This window comes from Nocardia sp. CC201C, from assembly GCF_030010695.1.
In the GTDB taxonomy this organism is placed as follows: Bacteria; Actinomycetota; Actinomycetes; order Mycobacteriales; family Mycobacteriaceae; genus Nocardia; species Nocardia otitidiscaviarum.
Genome location: NZ_JASCXP010000095.1, coordinates 1 through 20,082 on the forward strand (window position 1 = coordinate 1; position 20,082 = coordinate 20,082).

19 protein-coding genes are annotated in these 20,082 nt (G+C 68.4%); 10 read left to right on the forward strand and 9 right to left on the reverse strand.

What is annotated here, in order from left to right; genetic code table 11:
• The 3 genes from QK444_RS12900 to QK444_RS36460 all read left to right on the forward strand — a co-directional run.
• On the forward strand, positions 1–451 hold a 451-nt coding region (locus QK444_RS12900), incomplete at its 5' end, for a helix-turn-helix transcriptional regulator (RefSeq protein WP_282780045.1).
• A gap of 105 nt (positions 452–556) precedes the next feature.
• A complete protein-coding gene (locus QK444_RS12905) occupies positions 557–754 on the forward strand; it encodes a hypothetical protein (protein ID WP_282780047.1) in 198 nt (65 codons plus the stop codon).
• 140 nt (positions 755–894) lie between these two features.
• Complete coding sequence (locus tag QK444_RS36460; protein ID WP_349239522.1) at positions 895–1,149, forward strand: nuclear transport factor 2 family protein; 255 nt, start codon at positions 895–897, stop codon at positions 1,147–1,149.
• Position 1,150: 1 nt separating this feature from the next.
• On the opposite strand, the gene QK444_RS12915 is transcribed toward QK444_RS36460, so the two are convergent.
• Entirely contained in the window at positions 1,151–1,789 is a 639-nt protein-coding gene (locus tag QK444_RS12915) for a TetR/AcrR family transcriptional regulator (protein ID WP_282780051.1), read from the reverse strand.
• A 116-nt stretch (positions 1,790–1,905) separates the two neighbouring features.
• Between QK444_RS12915 and QK444_RS12920 the strand changes: the two genes are divergently transcribed.
• The 7 genes from QK444_RS12920 (at position 1,906) to QK444_RS12950 (ending at position 10,569) form a co-directional block, all read left to right on the forward strand.
• Positions 1,906–3,273, forward strand: a complete 1,368-nt coding sequence (locus tag QK444_RS12920) for an NAD(P)-binding domain-containing protein (RefSeq protein ID WP_282780053.1) — start codon at positions 1,906–1,908, stop codon at positions 3,271–3,273.
• A gap of 10 nt (positions 3,274–3,283) precedes the next feature.
• Positions 3,284–4,444, forward strand: a complete 1,161-nt coding sequence (locus QK444_RS12925; protein WP_282780054.1) for a serine hydrolase domain-containing protein — start codon at positions 3,284–3,286, stop codon at positions 4,442–4,444.
• Positions 4,441–6,096: a class I adenylate-forming enzyme family protein gene (locus QK444_RS12930; RefSeq protein WP_282780056.1), complete on the forward strand. Its 1,656-nt coding sequence runs from the start codon at positions 4,441–4,443 to the stop codon at positions 6,094–6,096. The genes QK444_RS12925 and QK444_RS12930 overlap by 4 nt, the downstream gene beginning before the upstream one ends.
• A 5-nt stretch (positions 6,097–6,101) precedes the next feature.
• Entirely contained in the window at positions 6,102–7,859 is a 1,758-nt protein-coding gene (locus tag QK444_RS12935) for an amidohydrolase family protein (protein WP_282780076.1), read from the forward strand.
• Positions 7,856–8,641 (forward strand): SDR family oxidoreductase, encoded by a 786-nt coding sequence (locus tag QK444_RS12940; RefSeq protein ID WP_282780058.1) that lies wholly within the window; start codon positions 7,856–7,858, stop codon positions 8,639–8,641. The genes QK444_RS12935 and QK444_RS12940 overlap by 4 nt, the downstream gene beginning before the upstream one ends.
• A gap of 56 nt (positions 8,642–8,697) precedes the next feature.
• A complete protein-coding gene (locus QK444_RS12945) occupies positions 8,698–10,194 on the forward strand; it encodes an RNase H family protein (RefSeq protein WP_282780060.1) in 1,497 nt (498 codons plus the stop codon).
• Positions 10,195–10,314: 120 nt separating this feature from the next.
• Positions 10,315–10,569, forward strand: a complete 255-nt coding sequence (locus tag QK444_RS12950) for a hypothetical protein (RefSeq protein ID WP_282780062.1) — start codon at positions 10,315–10,317, stop codon at positions 10,567–10,569.
• A 51-nt stretch (positions 10,570–10,620) separates the two neighbouring features.
• Here QK444_RS12950 and QK444_RS12955 read toward each other — a convergent pair whose 3' ends face one another.
• The 8 genes from QK444_RS12955 to QK444_RS12990 form a co-directional block, all read right to left on the reverse strand.
• On the reverse strand, positions 10,621–11,013 hold the full coding sequence (locus QK444_RS12955) for a type II toxin-antitoxin system VapC family toxin (RefSeq protein ID WP_282780064.1): 393 nt from the start codon (positions 11,011–11,013) through the stop codon (positions 10,621–10,623).
• Complete coding sequence (locus QK444_RS12960) at positions 11,010–11,273, reverse strand: type II toxin-antitoxin system VapB family antitoxin (RefSeq protein ID WP_158453202.1); 264 nt, start codon at positions 11,271–11,273, stop codon at positions 11,010–11,012. The genes QK444_RS12955 and QK444_RS12960 overlap by 4 nt, the downstream gene beginning before the upstream one ends.
• A gap of 84 nt (positions 11,274–11,357) precedes the next feature.
• Positions 11,358–12,092, reverse strand: coding sequence for a respiratory nitrate reductase subunit gamma (narI, locus tag QK444_RS12965; RefSeq protein ID WP_282780067.1), 735 nt, complete (start codon positions 12,090–12,092; stop codon positions 11,358–11,360).
• A complete protein-coding gene (gene narJ, locus QK444_RS12970; protein WP_282780069.1) occupies positions 12,089–12,802 on the reverse strand; it encodes a nitrate reductase molybdenum cofactor assembly chaperone in 714 nt (237 codons plus the stop codon). Before narJ ends, narI begins: the two co-directional genes overlap by 4 nt.
• Positions 12,799–14,505, reverse strand: a complete 1,707-nt coding sequence (narH, locus tag QK444_RS12975; protein WP_282780078.1) for a nitrate reductase subunit beta — start codon at positions 14,503–14,505, stop codon at positions 12,799–12,801. Before narH ends, narJ begins: the two co-directional genes overlap by 4 nt.
• A 10-nt stretch (positions 14,506–14,515) precedes the next feature.
• Positions 14,516–18,259 (reverse strand): nitrate reductase subunit alpha, encoded by a 3,744-nt coding sequence (locus tag QK444_RS12980; protein WP_282780071.1) that lies wholly within the window; start codon positions 18,257–18,259, stop codon positions 14,516–14,518.
• A gap of 686 nt (positions 18,260–18,945) precedes the next feature.
• Entirely contained in the window at positions 18,946–19,215 is a 270-nt protein-coding gene (locus QK444_RS12985) for a hypothetical protein (RefSeq protein WP_282780072.1), read from the reverse strand.
• A 203-nt stretch (positions 19,216–19,418) separates the two neighbouring features.
• Positions 19,419–20,082, reverse strand: a 664-nt coding sequence (locus tag QK444_RS12990; RefSeq protein ID WP_282780074.1) for a molybdopterin-binding protein, incomplete at its 5' end; no start/stop codon positions are given.

Genomic DNA, 20,082 nt, shown 5'->3' on the forward strand with positions numbered 1-20,082 from the left:
GGACGCGGAGGACGACTATCACGAGTCCCTCGCCCAGCTGGACGCCGCGCCACTGCTGCCGAGTCGCGCGCGAGCGCGGCTGCGCTACGGGGAGTGGCTGCGTCGACAGGGCCGCCGCAAGGAAGCGCGCGAGCACCTGCGGGCCGCCCACGAATCGCTGTCCGATATCGGTATGGCGGCCTTCGCCCGGCGGGCCGCGGCGGAGCTGCGGGCCACCGGCGAATCGGCGCGCAGCCGCACCAAACCCACCTACGACCAGCTCACCATGCAGGAACTCCATATCGCGCGCCTGGTCGCGACCGGCGCGACCTCGAAAGAGGTGGCCGCACAGCTGTTCTTGAGTCCGCGCACCGTGGACGCCCATCTGCGCAACATCTTCCGCAAGCTCGGCGTGACCTCCCGCAGACAGCTGCGTACGCTGCCGGACCTGGCTCCGAACTCCGACACGTAGTCCGCCCGGACGCGGCTCGGCAATCCGGCGAACTCCCGGCGAATCCCTCGCGGACCTGGCATCCTGGAGTGCGAACACCATGATCCGCACCGGGAGGGGACTGCCATGAAAAGGTTCACCGCCACCGCAGTGCTCCTCCTGGCCACCGCCGCCGCCTCGCTGACCCCGGCCACCGCCGCCCAGCAACCCAGTCCCTGGGTGCGGGATCAGATCGACTGGGCCAACTGCCTGCAATCCGGCCATACCGCCGCCGAATGCCGCGAGATCCTCGACGGCCCGGCCACCCGGCCCGCCCCCCGCTGAGCCCAGCCGCCCAACCAGCTACCTGGCCTGCAGTCCCATCGCCCGATGAGCGCGTGCGCCCTGACCGCTGCGGTGCGGATGCGTATATCCGGCGACGGTGCGGGTGTGCCTCGTGCCGGTCGCCGTACGACCCGACGGGGGTGGGGCATCGCGGCCGGGACGCCATCGCGGCGTTCTGGGACAAGGCCATCGCGCGCAGTGTGATCGAGTTCCGGCATGCGGACTCCTTCGCGTGCGGTGACGAGGCGGCGTTCGTGACCACCATTCGCAACACCCGTGACGACCTGGTCGTGGAGGTGGACGCGGTGGTCACCTACCGGGTCGACGCGAACGGCAGAATCCTTGCCCTGCGGGCATTCTGGGAGCTGGAGCGAGCGCGCACCAGCGCCCCGTAGCTCACGCGCCGGGCGTGCGCAGCGCCGGGAACCAGATATCGGTGAGCACCTCGGCCGCCTGCTCGGCGGTGACGTCGATGGTGCCCTGCATGGCCCAGCGGGTGAAGAACCGCTCCAATTGCGCCACCAGCAACTCGATGCGCAGCCGCGCCTCGTCCTGCTGCGCCTCGGGCCAGCGGGACAGATAGGACGTCATCACATTCGGCAGGGCGAGGATGCCCGCGCGGGCGATCTCCCGGAATTCGGGTTCCAGTGCGGTCGCCTCGTCCCAGGCGGGCAGTAGGTCCTTGTATTCCTGGAACCAGGCGATGGCCCGTCGCATCCAGGCCGCGAATTCGGCGCGTGAGCCGCTGTCGAGCACATGGTCCAGGTCCTCGTAGAAGTGCTGGACGCTGGGCAGCGTGCCCTGTTCGGCGATGGCGCGCAGCACGTCGGGTTTGCCGGTGAAGTGCAGGTAGAAGGTGGCGCGGCTGCAGCCGACGGCGGCGGCGATGTCGTCCACCCGGACCTGGGCGTAGCCCTGGGTGACGAACAGCCGGGTGGCCGCCTCGATCAGTCGGTTGCGGGTGAGTCGCTTCTGTTCGTCGCGCAGCGAGGTGCGCCGCGCGGGTGCGGGGGTGTGCTCATCGGTCCGGGTCACGCCCCCATGATAGACGTACGTTCACTCACTAGACACGCTGTAAAGTGAGTGTTAGCGTGTGTGGCACATCACGTCCGGCCCGACGGTGCGACCCGCGGCCGAACAGGGAGAGTGAATTGGATACACGCGCATTGCCCCGGGTCTGTGTGATCGGCGCGGGCCCGTCCGGAATCACCGCCGCCAAGCGGCTCGCGGAGTACGGCATCCCCTTCGACTGCTACGAAGCCTCCGACGAGGTGGGCGGCAACTGGTACTTCAAGAACCCCAACGGCATGTCGGCCTGCTATCAGAGCCTGCACATCGACACCTCGAAGTTCCGGCTGGCATTCGAGGACTACCCGGCACCGGCGGAATGGCCGGATTTCCCGCACCATTCGCAGCTGCACCGGTACTTCCGGGACTACGTGGACCATTTCGGGCTGCGCGACCGAATCATCTTCAACACCAAAGTGATCGACGCGCGCCGTGCTGCGGACGGATTGTGGACCATCACCACCGACACCGGCCGCACCGAGGTCTACGACGCGGTGGTGGTCTGCAACGGCCACCACTGGGATCCCCGCATGCCCGACTACCCGGGCGAATTCGACGGCGTGCTCATGCATTCGCACGCCTACAACGACCCGTTCGACCCCGTCGACATGCGCGGCAAGCGCATCGTGGTGGTGGGCATGGGCAATTCCGGCCTGGACATCGCCACCGAACTGTCGCAGCGCTTCATCGCCTCGGAGTTCTACCTGTCCGCCCGCCGCGGCGTCTGGGTGCTGCCGAAGTACGTGAACGGTAAGGTCGGCGACAAGTCGTCCATGCCGGCGTGGATGCCGCCCAAGCTGGGCCTGAAGCTCAAGCAGCGCTTCGTCGTCAAGAACCGCGGCCATATGCGGAACTACGGGCTGCCCGAGCCGGATCACCTGCCGTTCGAGGCGCATCCGTCGGCCAGTGAGGAATTCCTGCACCGGGCGGGTTGCGGTGACATCACCTTCAAACCGGCCATCACCCGGCTGGACGGCCCGCGCGTGCATTTCGCCGACGGCAGTGTGGCGGAGGTGGATGTGATCGTATGCGCCACCGGGTATCACATCTCCTTCCCGTTCTTCGCCGATCCGGCGCTGAAACCCGACGCGCGCAACGTCTTCCCGCTGTTCCGGCAGATGATCAAACCCGGCGTTGACAATCTCTTCTACCTCGGCCTGGCGCAGCCGCTGCCGACCCTGGTGAATTTCGCCGAACAGCAGTCCAAACTGGTGGCCGCCTATCTGACCGGCAACTACCACCTGCCGTCGCAGGCCGAGATGCGGGCCGATATCGAGGCGGCCGAGGCCCACCGCACCGGGCGCTACTACGACTCGCCGCGACACACGATCCAGATCGAATTCGAGCCGTACGTGCGCGATCTCATGAAGGAAATGGAGCGGGGGGCCAGGCGTGCCGCCGCCTCGGGATACGCGCTGCCGGTACCGGCGCGCGCCGCCATCCGGGTCTAGGAGGACGGAAATGGGCACTGTCGCCGGTTTCTGTGTGGACGAATTCGAGCGTGTGCGAACGGCTTTCACCGAACAGGTGGAATCCGGCGCGGAATTGGGCGCCTCCCTGTGCGTCACGGTGGACGGTGCGCCGGTGGTGGACCTGTGGGGCGGCTGGGCCGACCCCGGGCGAACCCGCCGCTGGGGTGCGGACACCCTGGTCAACACCTTCTCCATCACCAAGACCATGACCGCGCTGTGCGCCCTGCTCCTGGTCGATCGCGGTGAGCTGGACGTGGACCGGAAGGTGGCGCACTACTGGCCGGAGTTCGCCGCCGCGGGCAAGGCGGATATCGAGGTGCGCCACCTGCTGTCGCACACCTCCGGGGTGTCCGGTTGGGAAGCGCCCATCGAACTCACCGATATCTACGATGTGGCGGCGTCGCAGCAGCGGCTGGCCGCGCAGCCGCCGTGGTGGGAGCCGGGCACCGCCTCCGGCTATCACGCCCTCAACTACGGGCACCTGGTGGACGCGCTCATCCGCCGTATCGACGGCCGCACCCTGGGCCGCTTCTTCGCCGAGGAACTCGCCGGACCGCTCGGGGCCGACTTCCACATCGGCACGGCTCCGGAGCATTTCGACCGAATCGCCACCCTGGTACCGCCGGACTGGATGCAGTTCGACCAGTCCCAGCTGCCACGGGACAGCGTGCTCTACAAGACGCTGTTCCAACCCCTGCTGGATTTCGACGCGGTCGCCACCCCGGCCTGGCGGCAGGCCGAGATCGGCGGCGTGGGCGGGCACGGCAATGCCCGTTCCATCGCCCGCGTGCAGTCCATCGTGAGCGCCGGCGGGGTACTCGGCGGCCGGAAGTTCCTGTCGCCCAGCACCATCGACCTCATCTTCCGGCAGCAGTCCGACGGTGTGGATCAGGCGATTCTGCTGCCGCTGCGGTTCGGCATCGGCTACGGTCTGCCGCAACCGCAGACCGCGCCCTGCGTTCCGGAGGGCCGGGTGTGCTGGTGGGGAGGTCTGGGCGGGGCCATGGTCGTCAACGACCTCGACCACCGCATCACCGTCGCCTACGCCATGAACCGCATGGCGACCGGCCTGATCGGGTCGGAGCGCTGCGACGCCTATCTGAGAGCCGTGTACGCGGCCGTGAACGACAGTCGAGGACGTGACTCATGACGAATGCCGTCGATCTCCAGGCACTCGCCGCCCAGGTGGCCGCCAAGCTGACCGGTCCGGGCGGACCATTCGAGCTGACCGTCGAAGAGGTGCTGGGCGCACCCGTCCCGCTGCTCGCGGACCGGGCCCGGTCGTTGCTGGAACTGCTGGAAGGCTCACGCGTCCACGGCGATCGCGACTATCTGGTCACCGCCGAACGCACCGTGACCTTCGCCGAGCACGCCGAGGCGGCCGGTGCGCTGGCCGCCGCCCTGGCACAGCGCTACGGCATCGGCAAGGGTGACCGCATCGGCATTCTCGCCGCCAACGATCCGGACTGGGTGCTCACCTTCTGGGCCGCCCAGTGCCTGGGTGCGATCCCGGTCGGCTACAACGCGTGGTGGGCCCCGCGCGAGATCGCCTACGGGCTCGAGCACACGCGGCCGGTGGTGGTGATCGCCGACGCCAAACGCGCGGAACTGCTGGCCGAGACCGGAACCCGCATTCCGGTGCTCACCATGGAGCGCGACCTGCCTATCCTGGTGGACGAATACCGCGGCGAGTTCCCGAGAACGGCCGTGGCGGAAGACGATCCGGCGGTGATCCTCTACACCAGCGGCACCACCGGTCGCCCCAAGGGCGTGGTGCACACGCACCGGAACCTGGTGGCCATCAGCAACTATCACCGCTTCACCGACGGCATGCTGGACGGCTTCCTGGGCCGCGACTACGACCCCGCGCCGCGCGGTCGCCGCTACCTCATGACCTCGCCGCTGTTCCACATCGCCTGCCTGCACAACCTCGCGGTGCCGCGCATCGTCACCGGTGACACCGTGGTCATCTACCAGGGCGCGTACGACGTCGACCGGCTGTGCCAGCTGATCGAGTCCCAGCGCGTCACGCACTGGGCGGCGGTGCCCACCATGGCCAGCCGCATGCTGCACCACGATCTGTCGCGCTACGACCTGTCCTCGCTCACGGCCTTCTCGCTCAATACGGCCCCCTCCTCACCGGCCCTGCAGGCGCGGCTGCGGGAGCGGTTGCCGGTGGCGCAGGTCGCGCTGACCACCAGCTACGGCTGTACCGAGAGCGGCACCGCCGCCACCGTGGCCAATCCGGTGGAACTGGCCGCGCATCCGGAGACGGTGGGCCGCCCCATCGTGGGCGTCTCGGTGGAGATCCGCGATCCCGACGGCACTGTGCTGCCGGACGGGGAGTCGGGCGAGATCTGCGTGCGCAGCCCCTACGTCATGCTCGGCTACTGGAACGACGAGGCCGCCACCGCCGCCGCCATCGACGAACACCGCTGGCTGCGCACCGGCGACTTCGGATTCCTCAGCGAGGGCAGGCTCCAGATGGCCGGTCGGCGTTCGGATCTCATTCTGCGCGGCGGGGAGAACGTCTACCCGACCGAGATCGAGAATGTCATCGACGAACATCCGGCGGTGCTGGAATCGGTGGTGGTCGGACTGCCGCACGACGACCTGGGTGAGCAGGTCGCCGCCGTGGTGGTGGTCGCCGATCCGGCCGCCGTCACCGAGGAGCAGCTGCGCGAGTTCGTAGCGCGGCGCCTCGCCTACTTCAAAGTTCCGGCGGTGTGGCGGATCACCTCGGATCCGTTGCCGCGCAATGTGACCGGCAAGGTGCTGCGTCGCGATGTGACAGTGGGGTGAGTTCCGTGTTCGACACCGTCATCAAGGGCGGGCGCTGGTTCGACGGCACCGGCGCGCCCTCGGCCATCCGGCATCTGGGCATCCGGGACGGCCGCGTCGCCGCCGTCAGCGCCGAACCGCTCGACGAAACCGGTTGCGGCACCGTCATCGACGCCACCGGCCACTGGGTTATGCCCGGCATGATCGACATCCACACCCACTACGACGTGGAGGTGCTGCTCGATCCGTCGCTGTCGGAATCGGTGCGGCACGGGGTGACCACGATTCTGCTCGGCTCCTGCTCGCTGTCCACCATTCACGTGAACGGCTCGCAGGCCGGTGATCTGTTCGGCCGGGTGGAGGCCATTCCGCGGCGGCACGTGGTCGCCGCCGTCGACGGGGCCAAGACCTGGAACAGCGCGCACGGCTATGTGGCGGCCCTCGAAGCGCTGCCGCTGGGCCCGAACCTCGCGGCCTTCATCGGGCATTCCGACATCCGGGTCGCGCTCATGGGGCTGGACCGGGCCACCCGGCCCGAGGTGCGGCCCACCGAGGCGGAGCTGCGCGCCATGGAGCATCGGCTCACCGAGGCCCTGGACGCGGGCTTCGTCGGCATGTCCTCGCAGCAGCTGCTGTTCGACAAACTCGACGGCGAGGTCTGCCGCTCCCGCACGCTGCCCTCCACTTACGCAACCACCCGGGAACGGCGGCGGCTCAACGCGATTCTGCGTCGCCGCGGGCGGGCGCTGCAGGGCGGCCCGGACGTGGCGCGGCCCCAGAGCCTGGTGGCCATGGCGGCGAGCAGCCTCGGCATCATCCGGCCCCGCCTCAAGGTCAGTCTGCTGTCGGCGGCCGATATCAAGGCCATTCCCGGTGTGGTGCACATCTTCCCGTGGATCGCACGGGTGCTCAACGCGCTCGGGGGCGACTTTCGCTGGCAGCATCTGCCGGTTCCGTTCGAGGTGTACTCCGACGGCATCGACCTGCCGGTCTTCGAGGAGTTCGGTTCCGGTGCCGCGGCGTTGCACCTGTCCGATCAGCTGGAGCGGCGGCAGGAGCTGTTCGCGCAGGAGGAGTATCGGCGCCGGTTCCGCGCGGACTACGAGAAGAAGTGGGGGCCGCGGGTGTGGCACCGCGACTTCTTCGACGCCGAGATCACCGAATGCCCGGACGACAGCGTGATCGGCAAGACCTTCGGCCAGGTGGGCGTCGAGCGCGGTGGCGTGCACCCGGTGGACGCCTTCCTGGATCTGCTGGTGGAATACGGCTCCAAGGTGCGCTGGCGCACCACCATCTCCAATCACCGAACCGAGGTGCTGAACCGGCTGGCCGCCGATCCCGGTGTGCAGCTTGGATTCTCGGACGCGGGCGCGCACCTGCGAAATATGGCCTTCTACAACTTCGGGCTGCGGCTGTTGCGGCGGGTGCGCGACCACGAGCGGGCCGGGCGGCCGTTCATGACCGTGGAGCAGGCGGTGCACCGGGTGACCGGCGAACTCGCGGACTGGTACGACCTGGACGCCGGTCATCTGCGGGTGGGTGACCGCGCCGATGTACTCGTCGTCGATCCCGAACGGCTGGACGCCGGGCTCGAGGAGTACGCCGAGCAGGCGGTCCCGGAGTACGACGGCCTGTCGCGCATGGTGAATCGCAATGACGACACCGTCACGGCGGTCCTGGTGAACGGACGGTACGTCTTCGGCGCGGGACGGCGGTCACCGGCGCTCGGCGTCGAACGCACCGGCCGCTTCCTGCGCGCCGGACGACGAAGGGAACAGGCGTGAGCGACGGTGGATTCGACGACCGCACGGCGGTGGTGACCGGTGCCGCCTCCGGTATCGGGGCGGCCGTCGCGGCCGCCCTGCTGGGCGCCGGCGCGCGGGTGGTCGGGCTGGATATCGACACCGACGGGCTCCGCGAGCGCGCCGCCGACTTCGGCGACGCCTTCGTACCCGTCACCGCCGATGTGACGGTGGAGGAACAGGTCGAGGCCGGGATCGCGGTGGCGGCGGCGCGGTTCGGCGGCCTGGACATGGCCTTCAACGTGGCGGGCGGCTCCCGTATCGGCGCGATCACCGATATGGCGGTCGAGGACTGGGATTTCACCGTCGACCTGGTGCAGAAGAGCGTTTTCCTGTGTACCAAGCACGAGGCCCGGCTGATGCGCGACACCGGGCGCGGCGGCAGCATCGTGAATATCTCGTCCCTGGACGGGCGCATCCCCATGCCCGCGGGCAGCGCCTACTCCACCGGCAAGGCGGGGGTGGTCATGTTCTCCAAGAGTGCCGCGGTGGAGCTGGCCCCGTACCGGATTCGGGTCAATACGGTGCTGCCCGGACTCGTGGACACACCCCTGGTGGCCCCGGTGCTGTCCTACGAGCCCGCCGAACGCATGTTCCTGGAACGGATTCCGCTCGGCGTGGCGGCGACACCGGAGCAGATCGCCGCACCGTGCCTGTTCCTGGCGAGTGACGACGCCTCCTACATCACCGGCACCGAACTGGTGGTGGACGGCGGCTGGGAGATCAGCAACTTTCCCAATCTGGCGAAACTGTCGTCGGCCTGAACGGTGTCACCGGTGCGGACCTCCGATCTGTCGGGGGTGGCGGCTACCGTCGAAAGGTGGCCGAGAACGTCGCCTGCGAAAGCGTAATCGATTCCCTGAGAGACGATTTCGACGCGCTGCTGGATGCCTGCTGGGCGGAGATCGAGGAGACGGCCGCGCCGGAGCTGCTCACCGCCCTGCACGCCGACGCGCTGCGCGAACCTCGCGTCAACGCGCTCTACTACTGGGAAACGCTGCTCATGCGGGACCTGTGCCTGCTGAAACTGCGGGGCGGAAGCCGCCGGGAGCGTGCCGAACTCGCGGAGTTGGAGCACCGCGCACAGGCACTGCGCGTCGCCGCCCTGGCCCGGCTGCGGGCGGGCCGGCGGCCGCCGCGGCGCACGGGTCCCAAAGGCTACGAACAGGTGTGCGCCTGGGTGCTGTCGCTGCTGCTGCCTACCGAGTACGAGGCGGCGTTCGCGTCGGCCATGCGCGCCTGCGGACTCGATCCGCTGCGCACCCGGCTGCCGTCGCGCGACTGGTGGCGATGGGCCGTGACGCACGGCTGGCTGACCGATACGCCGACTCCGGCGGCGCTGCGCCTGCTGGCTCTGGACGAGGCGGGTTTCGTGGCCGTGGTGCGGCGCGCGCTGGGTGGTGCGCGGGTGCCCGGATCGGACCATCCGGCGGTGGCGGAGCGCTGGTACGCCACCTTCAAGGCGCTGGAGCTCACGCTGCGGGCGGAACTCGACGACGCGGTGGCGGCGGCGCGCCCGCTGTCGGGCGCCGCGCTCGAGGCGGCGCTGCCGCGCGTGGTCGAGGGGTACGAGCAGCTGGCCGAACTGCGTGTGCAGCGGCGGGAGGCGCTGCGCCGATATCTGGACTCGCGCGACATCATCGTCGAACTGGTCGACGCCGCAACCGATTCCGTGCGGGAATGGTGCGGTACCGCCGCCGCCGACGCGGTGGGGCGGGCGCACCGGGCGCTGTGGGACCGCGTGCGGCGGGTGGTGTGGGAGCATCGCGACAGCTGGGACCGAGCAGGATTCACGCTGTTCGGCACCGGCGGCGGTGAGCTGGCGGACCGGCTGCGGCTGGCCGTGCGGTCGACAGCGCCGCCCGGACCCGGCGGCGAGCCGATCACCCCGCGCCCGGTGGGCGGGATACCGTCGGGACCGCTCACCGTCGCCACCGACGCCTCCGGATACGGTGAGGTGGGTGGGTACGGCTGGGCGGCCGAGGACGGGCGCAGCCGCGGCGGGCGATGCGTGGACGGCCGGAGTTCGGTGGAATCGGAGATCATCGCCATCTGCGAAACCGCCGCCGCGCCCGAGTTGTTCGAGCGGGAACTGCGTATCCTCTCCGATTGCGAGCAGGCCGTGGCCGCCGTCAATACCGCGATCCGGCGCCGTGCCGCCGAAGGGCTGCCCTTCCCGGTGTCGGATCGGGTGCTCGACCATGTCGATCGCGCCCTGGGCAGGCCACTGCCCTTCCGTGCGCAGTGGATTCAGGGCCACGGCGGTCACGCGCTCAACGAGCAGGCGCATCGACTGGCCCGCGCCGCCCGCTGGTGAGCGCACCGGCCGTTCACCGGGTGTTCGTTTTCCGGCAAGGCGGCAGCGGCAATCTCTATTCATGGCGTACACCGCCACGGTGGGCGCCGACTCCGAACTGTTCACCTGCCGGAGTTCGCGATGACACAGAGTCCTGTCGATCATGCCGCGCATCCGCGCGGCGATCTTCCTCTCGATCAGAAACTCGCACTCGAGGCCGCCGCCGCCCGCCTACTGCGGGAGTTCGGCGACCACACCGACGAACACACCATCGACCACCTCCTGTACTCCACCTACAACCGGGTGGCGCGGCAGGCCAAGGTGGAAACCTTCCTCCCCCTGCTGGCCGAGCGGTTCACCAGGGAACGCCTGCTAGCCATGACCGCCCCCGGCTGAACTTCCCCACCGCCGACGGGGCTCGTCCGGGGTGCTATGAGTGGCGACCACTCACAGTGCCGCGCGAATATCCGTGTGCACGAAGTCATTTCCCTTGTACAGCAGCGGTCTGTCGGTGGCGACCGCGAGGGCGTAGGCGAAGCAGTCGCCGAAGTTCAGTTGGGCCGGGTGCCCACTGCCCTTGCCGAAGTCACGATAGGCGCTGCGGGCGATGGCAGCCTGCTCGACGGATACCGGCTGGAGTTCGATGCGCAATCGCCGGATGAGCTGATCGGTGCGACGCGCGAAAACCGGATCCGGATGGCGATCCGCCTTGATGACGACTTCGAGATGGTTGACCACGGACATCATCGGATCGGCCGCGACCAGGATCGCGTGGGTGAAGTCGGCGCACTCCGGTTCATCGAGCACGATGGCGAGCAAGGCTGACGCATCTATGATCACGCGGGCATGCCTTGCTCGTCATACAGATCGTCCGTCGTGAGCACGGTGCGGCTGTCCGGTGTCAGCCGCGAATGCAGGTCGGTCAAGATGTCCTCGACCTCCTGCCATTGGACGGCGGCGGTGACCGCGGTGCTGGAATCGAGTTCCCGTAGCAGACGCCGCATGGCCTCCTCGACCACGCTGGTCTGCGACATCCCCGTGCGGCGCGCGGCCTCGCGCACGAGGGCGTGTACATGTTCGTTCTTGATATTGAGGCTCACCGCGTGTTCCTCTTTCCCACGTCTCGGGCGCGTTTCTACCATTCTATACCGCTGAGGTAGAAGTACCCACGCCCGTGGTGACGGCTAGCGCGGCGGCAGGACCGGGGAGTCCCAGGCGCGGGCGTAGCGGCGCTTGTCCGGGGCGGTGTCCGGCTTGCTGCGGTAGACGACGTAGGGGCGGACGAAGTAGCCGATCGGGGCGCTGAACATGTGGACCAGGCGGGTGTAGGGCCAGACGCCGATGAGGGCGAGCACGATCAGGCCGTGCGCCTGGAAGGTCCAGGGGGTGCCGACCATGAGCTCGGGCTGCGGGTGCAGCGTGAAAAGGCTGCGGAACCACGGGGATACGGTCTCGCGGTAGTTGTAGGTGCCCCACAGCAGGTTGCTGCCCACGGTATTGAGCATGCCGGTGATGAGCGCACCTGCCAGCAGGACGTACATGAGCTTGTCGTTGCGGGTGGTGGCCTTGCGGACGGCGGGCACCGTGACGCGGCGGTAGAGCAGGATGGCGATGCCGACGATCACCGCGACGCCGGCCGCCGTTCCGGCGGAGACGGCGGCCACGTGGTACAGGTGGTCGGAGATGCCGATGGCGGCGGTCCAGGACGCGGGAATCAACACGCCCACCACATGTCCGCCGATGACGCCGAGCATGCCGAAGTGGAACAGCGGGCTGCCCAGCCGCAGCAGGCGCGATTCGTAGACCTGCGAAGACCGTGTGGTCCAACCGAATTGGTCGTTGCGGTAGCGCCACAGGTGGCCGAGCAGGAACGAGGTGAAGGCCACGTACGGCAGCGTCATCCAGAGGGTGGTGGTCATCGGCGGCCTTCCGATCCGGCGAACATCATGGGGTCCATGGCGAAGGGCTCGAGGCCGGCAGGAGCGGAGCCTGCGGAGTGACCGATGCCTACAGCTTCCTCCGGCGGACCCTGGGCGGCGAGCTCGGCGATGCGGCGGCGGTCGGCGGTGGTCACCGGCGGCAGCGTGGCCGTCACGGCGGCGAGCACGGCCGCATAGGGGGACCCGTTGTCCGACAGCGACAGTCGCAGCAGCTCCAGCACCGGCACGTGCTCGCCGAGCAGCCGTTCCCCGCCGATGGGATCCACCGTGGCCGCGAATTCCAGCAGCACCGGGAGGTGGTCGGGCAGCTCCTCGTCGCCGAGTTCGACGCCCGCGTGCCGGTAGGCGTGCTTGAAGCGCAGCAGCGCCATCCCGCGTTTACGGGTGTCGCCGTAGGCGTAGAAGGTGAGGTGCAGGCTGGCGCGGCGGCGCATGTCGAAGGTCTCGACATAGCGCTGGGCCAATTCGAGCGGATCGGTGTCGCGCAGGTGGGCGAGGAATTCGCCGAGCTGGACGCGCACCTCGGTGGGCAGTTCATTTACCGCGCCGCCGAACTCGTGCACGGTGCGCAACATGTCCTCGGACGGGTAGTCCAGGCACAGGGCCGCCATCCGCCAGACCAGGCGGCGGTCCCGCTCCGACATCCGTACCGTCGGTTCCGGCCGCCGCCGCAGGGTGAGCAGCTTCATCGACGAACTCCGCTCGGCTCGGGTGTGGGGTCCGCGTCGGTGGCGGCGTGCGCGCCATCGCCGTGGGGCTCGGTGCCGTTGTGCCCGTTGCCGTCGGCCGCAGACCCATTGCCCCCGTCACGGGTCGGCACCAGCCCGTCGGTCTTCTTGCCGTCCCAGTTGAGCAGGTTGATCCGGTTCGACTTCTCCTCCGGCGCTGCGCCATTGGTATCGCTCAGGTGGAACTTGTCCGCCATGTAGTCGTAGGCCGTCATGCCCGGTCCGCCGTCGGTGTCCAAACTGCATCCGGTGGCCAGCGAATCCAGTTCGTGCGCACGGGAAGTCGCGCCGCTGGGGATCACGTACCGATGCTCGTACTTGGCGATGGCGAGCAGCCGGTACATGGCCTCGATCTCCTCGGGCTCCAGTCGCACCGCCTCCGGGATCGAGAGATCCGGCTCCTGCCCGAGATTGATCGACCGCATGAACGACCGCATCCCGGCCAGCCGTTGCAGCGCCGCCCGGACCGGTCCGACCTCACCGGCGGTGAACAGCTCCGCCAGGTACTCCACCGGAATCCGCAGCGCGTCGATCGCGCCGAACAGATTCGAATGGTCCTCCCCGTCGTGCCCGGTCTCCGACAGCACGTCCACCACCGGCGACAGCGGCGGCACGTACCAGACCATGGGCATGGTCCGGTATTCCGGATGCAGCGGCAGCGCGATCTGGTAGTCGACGATGAGCTTGTAGACCGGTGAATCCTGCGCCGCCTGAATCCATTCGGTGGAGATGCCCGCCCGCTCGGCCTCCGCGACCACCCGCGGGTCGTGCGGATTCAGGAAGACGCCCAGCTGCGCCGGGTACAGATCCTTGTCGTTCTCGACCGAGGCCGCCTCCAGCACCGCGTCGGCGTCGTAGAGCATGACGCCGATGTAGCGCAGCCGTCCCACACAGGTTTCCGAGCACACGGTCGGGATGCCGACCTCCACGCGCGGATAGCAGAAGGTGCATTTCTCGGCTTTGCCGGTCTTGTGGTTGAAGTAGATCTTCTTGTACGGGCAGCCGGTGACGCACTGCCGCCAGCCGCGGCACTTGTCCTGGTCCACCAGCACGATGCCGTCCTCGGCGCGCTTGTAGATGGCACCCGAGGGACAGGATGCCGCGCACGAGGGGTTCAGGCAGTGCTCGCAGATGCGCGGCAGGTAGAACATGAAGGTCTGCTCGAATTCCAGCTTGACCTGGTCGGACAGCTTGGACAGCAGCGGGTCCCTACCGACCTGTTCCGGGCCGGAGCCGAGGTCGTCGTCCCAGTTCGCGCCCCAGGTCACCTTCGTGTCCTCGCCGGTGATCAGCGATTTGGGCCGCGCCACCGGAGTGGTATCGATTTGGGGTGAGGACAGCAGATTGTCGTAATCGTAGCTCCACGGATCGTAGTAATCGCTTACCGTGGGAAGGTCCGGGTTGGCGAAGATGTTCAGCAGCCTCTTCATTCGCGACCCGGACTTCAATGTGAGGCGGCCCTTGCGGTTGAGCGTCCAGCCGCCCTTCCACTTCTCCTGATCCTGGTACTGCCGCGGATACCCCTGCCCGGGGCGGGTTTCCACATTGTTGAACCAGACGTACTCGGTGCCGCCGCGATTGGTCCATGCCTGCTTGCAGGTGACGCTGCACGTATGACAGCCGATGCACTTGTCCAGGTTCATGACCATGGCGAGCTGTGCCATGACGCGCATGTCAGTACTCCACTTCCTGCGAGCGCTTCCGAATAGTCGTCACTTCGTCGCGCTGATTTCCGGTGGGGCCGTGGTAGTTCAGGGCGAAGGACTGCTGTGCGTAGCCGCCGATGAGATGCGAGGGCTTGATCATGATGCGGGTCAGCGCATTGTGGATGCCGCCGCGCTTGCCCTTGCCGACGAAGCCGGAGCCGTTCGCCCCGTTGCCGTTCGGCCCACTGCCATTCGAGGCTGCTCCGGCGCCGTTCGGCGTGCCCTCGATGCGCGGCACGTCCACCGCGCGGTCCTGCGCGTGGTACATGAACACCGTGCCCTCGGGCATGCGGTGCGACACGATGGCGCGCGCCACCACGACGCCGTTGCGGTTGACGGCCTCGATCCAGTCGTTGTCCGCGACACCGATCTTGGCGGCGTCCTTGTCCGACATCCAGATCGACTGCCCGCCGCGCGAGAGCGTCAGCATATGCAGGTTGTCCTGGTAGGCGGAGTGGATGGACCACTTGGAGTGCGGCGTCAGATAGCGCACGGTGACGCCGTTCTCGCTCACATTGCCGACGCCGGGCTCGCTGAACAACGCGGTCATATCCAGCGGCGGCCGGAAGATCGGCAGCTGCTCGCCGAGTTCGATCATCCAGTCGTGGTCGAGGTAGAAGTGCTGCCGGCCGGTCAGCGTGTGCCACGGCTTGAGCCGCTCGGTATTGATGGTGAACGGCGAGTACCGCCGCCCGCCGGTCTCACTGCCCGACCATTCCGGTGAGGTGATCACCGGCACCGGCCGGGCCTGGGTGTCGGCGAAGGAGATCCGCTTGCCCTCGTGTTCGGCGGCCAGATCGGCCAACCGGGTGCCGGTGCGCTGCTCGAGCGCGTGGAACCCCGCCACGGCGAGTCGGCCGTTGGTGGTTCCGGACAGCGCCAGGATGGCCTCGGCGGCGTGGGTGTCCTTGGCCAGCGACGGACGTCCCTGCGCCACACCGGAAACCACGGTCCCGTTGACGCCCTTCAGGTACTCCACCTCGGCATCGGGCAGGGTGGTGACACCCTTGACGGTGAGCCCGGCCGTCTCGACCAGCGGTCCGAGCGCGGCCATCTTCTCCGCCACGCTGGGGTAATCGCGTTCGACCACAACCAGTTTCGGCATGGTCTTACCGGGGACCGGTTCGCATTCCCCGGCCTTCCAGTCCAGGACGCGACCACCGGCCTGGGCCAGCGCGTCGGCGCTGTCGTGTTGCAGCGGTACCGCGACCAGATCCTTGCGCTTGCCCAGATGCTTCTCCGCCAGCCAGGAGAATCCGCGGGCGATGCGGTGGAACGCGTCGAAGTCGGTCTTGGCCTCCCACGGCGGGGAGATGGCGGGGGAGAAGGCGTGCACGAACGGGTGCATATCCGTGGAGGACAGATCGTGCTTCTCGTACCAGGTGGCGGCCGGGAAGACGATATCGGAGAACAGTGTGGTGCTGGTCATCCGGAAGTCCAGCGACATGAGCAGATCCAGCTTGCCGGTGGCGGCCCGCTCGCGCCACACCAGTTCCTGCGGGCGCACCCCCGTGGTGTCGGTGGTCTGCAGGTTGGAGTCCGCGCCGAGCAGATGCTTGTGGAAGTACTCGTTGCCCTTGCCGGAGGACCCGAGCAGATTGGCGCGCCACACGGTCAGCACGCGCGGGAAGTTCTCCGGCGCGTCCGGATCCTCGCAGGCGAAGCGCAGCTCGCCGGAGGTGAGGCCGTCCACCACATGGTCGGCCGGAGTCTTGCCCGCGGCCTCGGCCTCGTCCACCAGGTCGAGGGGGTTCCGGTTGAGGGTCGGGTAGCTGGGCATCCAGCCGAGCCGGGTGGCGAGCGCGATATTGTCGGCGGCCGTGCGCCCGGCGAAGCGCCCCGCACCCAGCGGCGAGGAGAACGATTCCGCCGTGAACGGGTCGTAGCGCCACTGGTCGTTGGCCAGGTACCAGAACACGGTGCCCTGCATCTGCCGCGGCGGGCGCTGCCAGTCCAGGCCGAAGGCCAGTGTGGACCAACCGGTGACCGGACGGCATTTCTCCTGGCCCACGTAGTGCGCCCAGCCGCCGCCGTTCACGCCCTGGCAGCCGGTGAGCAGGGTCAGGGTGAAGAAGGCGCGGTAGATCTGGTCCGAGTGGAACCAGTGGTTGGTGCCCGCGCCCATCAGAATCATGGAGCGGCCCTGGGATTTCTCCGCATTGTCGGCGAATTCGCGGCCGATGCGCTCGGCCTGCTTGGCCGGAACGCCGGTGATGGTCTCCTGCCAGGCGGGAGTGTACGGCTCGCTGGCATCGTCGTAGCCGGTCGGCCAGCTGCCGGGCAGGCCGGTGCGCGCCACGCCGTACTGCGCCAGCAGCAGATCGAAGACGGTGGTCACCCGCTTGCCCGCGACCACGGTGGTGGGCACGCCGCGGGTGATGACGCCCGCGGTGCCGTCGTCGAAGCGGGGAAGCTGCACGGCCGCGGCGTCGCTGACGCGGCCGTGCAGAGTCAGCAGGGGATCGACATCCCCGAGATCCAGGTTCCACTTGCCCTTGCCCGCCTCGGTGAAGCGGTGACCGAGCGACCCGTTGGGCACCGTCGGGTCGCCGTCGGCGTTCAGCAGCACCGTCTGGAACTCGACGCCCTCGCCCGTGTGCCCGAGGTCGGCGGCGGTGAGGAACTTGCCGGGTACGCACACGCCGTTCTTGTCGTCCAGCGTGATCAGATACGGCAGGTCGGTGTAGCGCTTGACGTAGTCCCGGAAGTACGGGGTGTCGCGCTCGACGAAGAACTCCTTGAGCACCACGTGGCCCATGGACATGGCCAGCGCCGCATCGGTTCCCGGGCGGGCGGGCACCCATTCGTCGGCGAACTTGGTGTTGTCGGCGTAGTCCGGGGAGACCACGACCACCTTCTGGCCCCGGTAGCGGGCCTCGGTCATGTAGTGCGCGTCCGGGGTACGGGTCACCGGCACATTGGAGCCCCACATGATCAGGTAGCCCGCGTCGAACCAGTCGGCCGACTCCGGCACGTCGGTCTGGTCGCCGAAGACCTGCGGCGAGGCCACCGGCAGGTCGGCGTACCAGTCGTAGAACGACAGCATGGATCCGCCGATGAGCGAGATGAACCGCGCGCCCACCGCGTGACTGACCATGGACATGGCGGGAATGGGGGAGAATCCGGCGACCCGGTCCGGCCCGTACTTCTTGATGGTGTACACATGGGCGGCGGCCGCGATCTCGGCGGCCTCCCACCATTCGGCGCGCACGAAGCCGCCCTTGCCGCGGGCGTGCTTGTAGCGTTTCGCCTGCTCGGGATTCTCGACGATGGACTCCCAGGCCAGCACCGGGTCCTTGAGTTCGGCCTTGGCGGCGCGGTAGAGCTCGAGCAGGACGCCGCGCACATAGGGGTAGCGCACCCGTGCGGGCGAATACGTGTACCAGGAGAAGGACGCGCCGCGCGGGCAGCCGCGCGGTTCGTACTCCGGCTTGTCCGCGCCGACGGACGGGTAGTCGGTCTGCTGCGATTCCCAGGTGATCACGCCGTCGGAGACGTAGATCTTCCACGAGCACGAGCCGGTGCAGTTCACGCCGTGTGTGGAGCGCACCACCTTGTCGTGCGCCCAGCGATCCCGGTAGAACTCGTCGGCATCGCGTCCGCCCACCTTGTGGACCGTGCGCAGGTCCGCGGACACTTCACCGCGGTTGAAATACTTCCCCAGTCGAAGCAGTGCATCGGCGGACGAGCTATCGGTCCCCGGGTTTGCCATGACGCCCCCTTCGAGCTGTGGAAATTGGGCTGCTGCATCGACTGTAAAGACGTCATAGCGGGCGTCAAAACGATTCTCTCACAGTGCGCGAACCCGCGTTGTGAGTTGTGAGATCGCCGCAACGTGGCGGTCACTGTGCGATTGCGGCCTGCCTGCCGCCGACGCCGTTCGACCTGCGTTGATCCATGATGACCGGCCGAAACGTCTCGCCCCGAGGAGGTTTCGGGGCGGTATCGGTGATGCTTTGGAAACGTTCGGTTCTCGGCCGCTTAATATTTGTTAACACACTGATGGTGACCGGTGACACGCGATTATCCGCCATTCCGGCTAACTCCGTGCGCCTTTCCGACCAGCCCGTTCTCACCTGGCCGATCGGTTTGCTGCAGGATCGCGGAGGCAATCCGGTGCCCTGCTCGATTGTGCGCGATATCGTGGATTTCATGCTGCGATTCGAGGGGACGATCCGCTCCGCCCGGGGTGGCGGGGCGTATATCCCCATTCCCCCGGAGGCGGTAGCGGTGCTGGGCGGGGGCTGCGCGACGCCTTCGACGCGTGCGGTTACTCGAAGCGTCGGGGGTGGGTTCGAGATGTAGTGGCGGCGAAGCGTCCCGAGACCCGAGTGGGCCGGATCCAGAAGATCATCGACGCGTTGCGCGGGTGAGGTGCGCGCGGATGTCGACGTGCCGTCAGCCGTCGGCGCTCGGACGCCAATCCGGGTGCGCCGCCGCGAGGTGTCGGGCCAGGGCCGACTGCACGCGGGCCCGCCAGATCTCCGGCGGGCTGTCGGTGCGGTCCTCGTGCAGATGGGGGCAGCCGGGGACCGGGCAGGCGAAGGTGTAGGCGCGCTGCATCAGTCTGTCCTCGGTGTCGTAGACCCGGCCCGCGAGGAAGGGCAGGTCGGTCGGCGCGCTGTCCGCGCCGTCACCGTCGACCGTGCCGTCGTGCTCATCTCCCACGCGGACCACCCGATCACATGCGCCTGATCTCGAACCACTCGCAAACCGGTTGGTATGCAATAGCTTTCTCGGCGGAAGAGGCCGCGAAGGTACGGGCAGCGACCCATTCCGGTGGACCCGCCCCCACGGGCCCGTCCCCGCCGCAGTGGTCGAACTCACTGCGCCGCATGGTGCGGCGGCGGATCGGGCGGTGCGGTAGCCGATCAGTCGGGCAGCGGGATGAACTCCACGAGGTCGCCGTCGCGGGCGTCGGCGGGTACCACCACGAGGCCGTCGCGGTGCAGGAGTCCGGCCAGGTGCGCGGTGCGGATGCTGGCGTCGCCCTCCCAGCCTCCGGCGGGCACCGCGCGGGCGGGGACGATGCGCGCCACCGGACCGGAGATCGCACCGGCATTGACCAGCGGCCCCCGGAGCACTCGCTCCCGCGTGGTCCCGGTGAGGCCCGACACCAGGGCGGGCGTCAAGGCCAGCAGCGTCGCGACGGCGGCGAACGGATTGCCCGGCAGGCCGAGAATCACCGCACCGGAACGCAGTTGCGCCACCACCGTGGAACCGCCGGGCCGCAGCCGCAGCCTGCGCACCAGCATGCTCGCCCGCGCGCGGTCCAATGCCGCGCGCAGCTGATCGGCCGCGCCGCCACCGGTCGCGCCCACGATCACCAGCAGATCGCAGTCGGAGGCGGCGGTCAGCACCTCGTCGAAGGCGTTGGCGGCATCGCGCAGATGGACCCGGTCCTGGGTCTGCACGCCGTGCCAGGCCAGCAGATCGGGCAGGATCGGGCCGATCGAATCGCGGGTCTGTCCCGCGTGCAGCGGCCCTTCGCTGCGAATCTCGTCCCCGGTCATGACGATTCGCGCCCGCACCGGG

Bases quoted from the DNA above. Each gene is read 5' to 3' on its own strand.
- narH (WP_282780078.1), bottom strand. From the start codon at position 14,505: ATGGCACAGCTCGCCATGGTCATGAACCTGGACAAGTGCATCGGCTGT.
- QK444_RS12980 (WP_282780071.1), bottom strand. From the start codon at position 18,259: ATGGCAAACCCGGGGACCGATAGCTCGTCCGCCGATGCACTGCTTCGA.
- QK444_RS12930 (WP_282780056.1), top strand. From the start codon at position 4,441: ATGACGAATGCCGTCGATCTCCAGGCACTCGCCGCCCAGGTGGCCGCC.
- narJ (WP_282780069.1), bottom strand. From the start codon at position 12,802: ATGAAGCTGCTCACCCTGCGGCGGCGGCCGGAACCGACGGTACGGATG.
- QK444_RS12950 (WP_282780062.1), top strand. From the start codon at position 10,315: ATGACACAGAGTCCTGTCGATCATGCCGCGCATCCGCGCGGCGATCTT.
- QK444_RS12925 (WP_282780054.1), top strand. From the start codon at position 3,284: ATGGGCACTGTCGCCGGTTTCTGTGTGGACGAATTCGAGCGTGTGCGA.
- QK444_RS12905 (WP_282780047.1), top strand. From the start codon at position 557: ATGAAAAGGTTCACCGCCACCGCAGTGCTCCTCCTGGCCACCGCCGCC.
- narI (WP_282780067.1), bottom strand. From the start codon at position 12,092: ATGACCACCACCCTCTGGATGACGCTGCCGTACGTGGCCTTCACCTCG.